4 protein-coding genes are annotated in these 3,353 nt (G+C 69.3%); 1 reads left to right on the top strand and 3 read right to left on the bottom strand.

The features are described from left to right. Both E4L98_RS11200 and E4L98_RS11195 read right to left on the bottom strand, forming a co-directional pair. Nucleotides 1-400 (bottom strand): molybdopterin cofactor-binding domain-containing protein (locus E4L98_RS11200; protein WP_135201646.1); only part of this gene is annotated, 400 nt, incomplete at its 3' end. Continuing rightward, a complete protein-coding gene (locus E4L98_RS11195) occupies nt 397-855 on the bottom strand; it encodes a (2Fe-2S)-binding protein (RefSeq protein WP_135201645.1) in 459 nt (152 codons plus the stop codon). The genes E4L98_RS11195 and E4L98_RS11200, both read right to left, overlap by 4 nt. Before the next feature lie 119 nt (nt 856-974). Between E4L98_RS11195 and E4L98_RS11190 the strand changes: the two genes are divergently transcribed. Further along, entirely contained in the window at nt 975-1,886 is a 912-nt protein-coding gene (locus E4L98_RS11190) for a helix-turn-helix domain-containing protein (protein ID WP_135201644.1), read from the top strand. Nucleotides 1,887-1,889: 3 nt separating this feature from the next. On the opposite strand, the gene E4L98_RS11185 is transcribed toward E4L98_RS11190, so the two are convergent. Next, nucleotides 1,890-3,191 (bottom strand): glycosyltransferase, encoded by a 1,302-nt coding sequence (locus E4L98_RS11185; RefSeq protein WP_135201643.1) that lies wholly within the window; start codon nt 3,189-3,191, stop codon nt 1,890-1,892. Between the last annotated feature and the right edge of the window lie 162 nt (nt 3,192-3,353).

Below are 3,353 nucleotides of genomic sequence, written 5' to 3'. Positions count from 1 at the left end.
CGGCGGCCGCGACCAGCATCATGCGCGCGGCGGCGCCGGCCTCGCGCATCGGCAGCCAGGCGCCGCGGATGCTGGCCGAGCCGCCGGTCAGCTGTGCGCCGAAGATCGGATGACCGTACAGTTTTTCCGCGGCCGGCGCATGCTGCAGCCGCACCGCTGCCAGCTCCACCTCGAGTTCCTCCGCGATCAGCATCGGCACCGAGGTGTACGTGCCCTGCCCCATTTCCACAAACGGCATGATCATGGTGACCACGCCGTCGCGGCCGATGGTCAGGAAGGCGTTGGGAGCGAATGGCTTATCGGCTGACGCCGCCTGCGCCCATGGCAGGTGCAGCGACAACATCATGCTGCCAGCGGTGCCCAGGCTGGCTTTCAGGAAATCGCGGCGGTTCGTCATCATGCCTCCTGCGCGGCGGTCTTGATGGCCGCACGGATGCGGTTGTAGGTGCCGCAGCGGCAGATGTTGCCGGACATGGCGTGCTCGATGTCCGCGTCGGACGGTTGCGCATTGGCCGCCAGCAGCGCGCTGGCACTCATGATCTGGCCGGACTGGCAGTAGCCGCACTGCGGCACCTCGTGCGCCACCCAGGCCGCCTGGATGCGCCGGCCCACCGGCGTGGCGCCGATGGCCTCGATGGTGGTGATGCGCTGTTTGCCGACGCTGTCCACCGGCGTGATGCAGGCGCGCACCGCCTGGCCGTCCAGGTGCACCGTGCAGGCGCCGCACAGTGCCATGCCGCAGCCAAACTTGGTGCCGCTCAGTTGCAGCACGTCGCGGATCACCCACAGCAGCGGGGTATCGCCGTCCACGTCGACGCTATGGGTATTGCCGTTCACATTCAAGGCGTAGCTCATGCAGATTCCCTTTCGTATGCAAGTTGCGACGCTCAAATTATGATTCCAACCCAGCGGAAACGATTGGCACTGCCGTGCGCAGTATTGCTACTTTCTTGCGCCGTTTTCTCTACCTTCCCATGCTGATACAACACTACCCGACCGCCGACCTGACCGCCGAGCTGAAGCCGGCGCCCGCCCTGACCAGCACCGGCCGCGCGTGGAGCGGCGCCGTGGTCAACCTGCACGACTGGGAAAGCGGCGGCCACGTCGTGTCGCCGGCGCTGGACCATGACGTGCTGGCCATGCGCGTTTCCGGCACGGTGCGGCTGACGCAGATGCGCGATGGCCGCACGCACACCGCCACGGTTGGCTGCGGCAACGTGACGCTGCATCCGCGCGGCATGGAGTCGCGCTGGCAGTGGGACCGTCCGGGCGGCATCCTGCTGATGCGCATGCCGCCCGCGCTGCTGCAGCAGGCCGCCGAGGAAATCACGCGCGCGCCGCGTGCGGCGACGGAACTGCAAAACTGCTTCGGCAGAAAAGACTTGTTGGTCGAACGCATCGCTCAGCAGTTCGCGGCGGAGCTGCGCGCGCCGGCGCATCCCGCGCAGGCCTACATCGCGCAGGCGCTGTCGCACGCGCTGGCGGCGCACCTGGTATGCCGCTTCAACGCCCATGGCGTGCAGCCGCAGCGCCAGCCCAACGGCTTGCACCCGCGCGTGCTGCAACGCCTGCACGACTACGTCCAGGCGCATATGCACGACGCCATCGATTTGCAGGCGCTGGCCGATGTGGCGCACGTCAGCCGCTTCCACTTCGCGCGGCTGTTCCGGCACAGCACCGGCATGAGCGCCATGGCCTATCTGGAAACGCAGCGCATGCAGCGCGCGGTGGAACTGATGCGGCGCGGCGACCTGCCGCTGGGAGAAATCGCTCTGCTGGCCGGCTACACCGAGCAAAGCTATTTCACCAAGCGCTTCCGCCTGCACCACGGCATGACGCCGACCGCCTACCTGCAGCGGCTGCGCTCGCGCCATCCGCCGGGATAGCGGCTACGACACCGGATGGGCGCGCACGGTTTGTTCGAGCAGGTCGCACAACAGGGTAGCGGCGTCGTAGCCGGCGAACGCCTGCGCCATCGCCTGCGCGCGCCGGCGGTAGGCTGGATCGTCGAGCACGCTGGCGATGGCGTCGCGCAGTTGCGCGACGGAAGGCGCATCGGTGCGCAGGTCCAGGCCCACGCCACTCCAGCCGACGCGCGCGTTGACTTCGCGCTTGTCCTCGCTGGTGCCGGCCGTGACCAGCGGCACGCCGTGCGTCACCGCCTGCGTTACGCCGCCGTGGCCGCCATTGGTGACGAACAGGTCCAGATGCGGCATGAGCGCGTCGAACGGCAGGAATGCCGCCGCCAGCGCGTTGGCCGGCAGCGGGTGCGGAATCGCCTCCAGCGGCCGGCCGCCGGTGGCGATCAGCAGCAGCACGTCGTCGCGGCCGGCCAGGGCTTGCACGGTCGGTCCGATCAGCTGGCCCAGGTCATGGTTGGCCACCGTCCCCTGCGTGACCAGCACCACGCGGCGCCCCGCGCCGATCGCCGCGGCGAGATCGGCAGGCAGCGGCTCTCCCGGCGACGTCGGCAGCGCGCCGATGAAATGCAGATTGGGCGGCAGTTCCATGCACGGGAAATCGAACGCCGGCACCGACGGTTGCAGGAACAGGTCCGGCAACCCGACCAGCGCTTCGATGTAGGGCATGGGCAGCGACTGCGCGCCCAGGGCCTTCAGCACCGCGTCGACCTGCAGGCGCAGCGGGTCCAGCAAGACCATGTTGACTTCGGCCGCCATGTTGGCATAGCGGATCACGGTGATTTCATCGCTGGCCGGCGGCAAGCCCATGCCGACCGGCGCGCGGTCGCGGCGCCGCGTCAGCAGCGAGCTGACGCCCAAGGTGGCGATGGCGGGCCGCCGGGCGCGCGCGCCCAGCAGGAACGGCAGGCAACCGCCGAACATGGTGTCGGCCAGGATCGCATCGGCCGGGAAGTCCGCCAGCAGGCGCTCCAGCCCGGCAAACTGCGCGGGAATGGGATCGATGAAGAAATGCTTGAAGTCGAACGCCAGTTGCGGCAGCCCTGGCTGCAGATTGGCGCGCTCGGGAAACAGGCCGGCCGTGTCCGACAGATCCATGTCGGCGCCGGGCGGCAGCGGCACGAAGCGGGCGCCGGTGGCTTCGACCTTGGCACGGAAGGCGCTGGCCGTGGTGAGCGCCACCTCGTGGCCTTGGGCGACCAGCACGCGCGCGGCGGCCAGGATGGGGTTGAGGTGGCCGGTGGCGGGTGTGGCGGCAAGAATGATGCGCATAGGAGGTCCTGACAGGTGAAAGACTGGGTGGCTGTTCTGCACGCGGCAGCGGCCGGTCAGGTACGGCCGGCGCCTGCCATGATGCGACGCCAGCCGGCGGTATCGGGACGGCGCGGCTTGGCCGGCTTGGTCGCCTGGGCGGCGCGCGGGGCGCTGGCCCTG

The organism is Duganella callida (assembly GCF_004614165.1).
Taxonomy (GTDB): Bacteria; Pseudomonadota; Gammaproteobacteria; order Burkholderiales; family Burkholderiaceae_D; genus Rugamonas; species Rugamonas callida.
The sequence above is the reverse complement of the archived record's forward strand: the minus strand, read 5'-3'. Positions and strand labels throughout refer to the sequence as shown.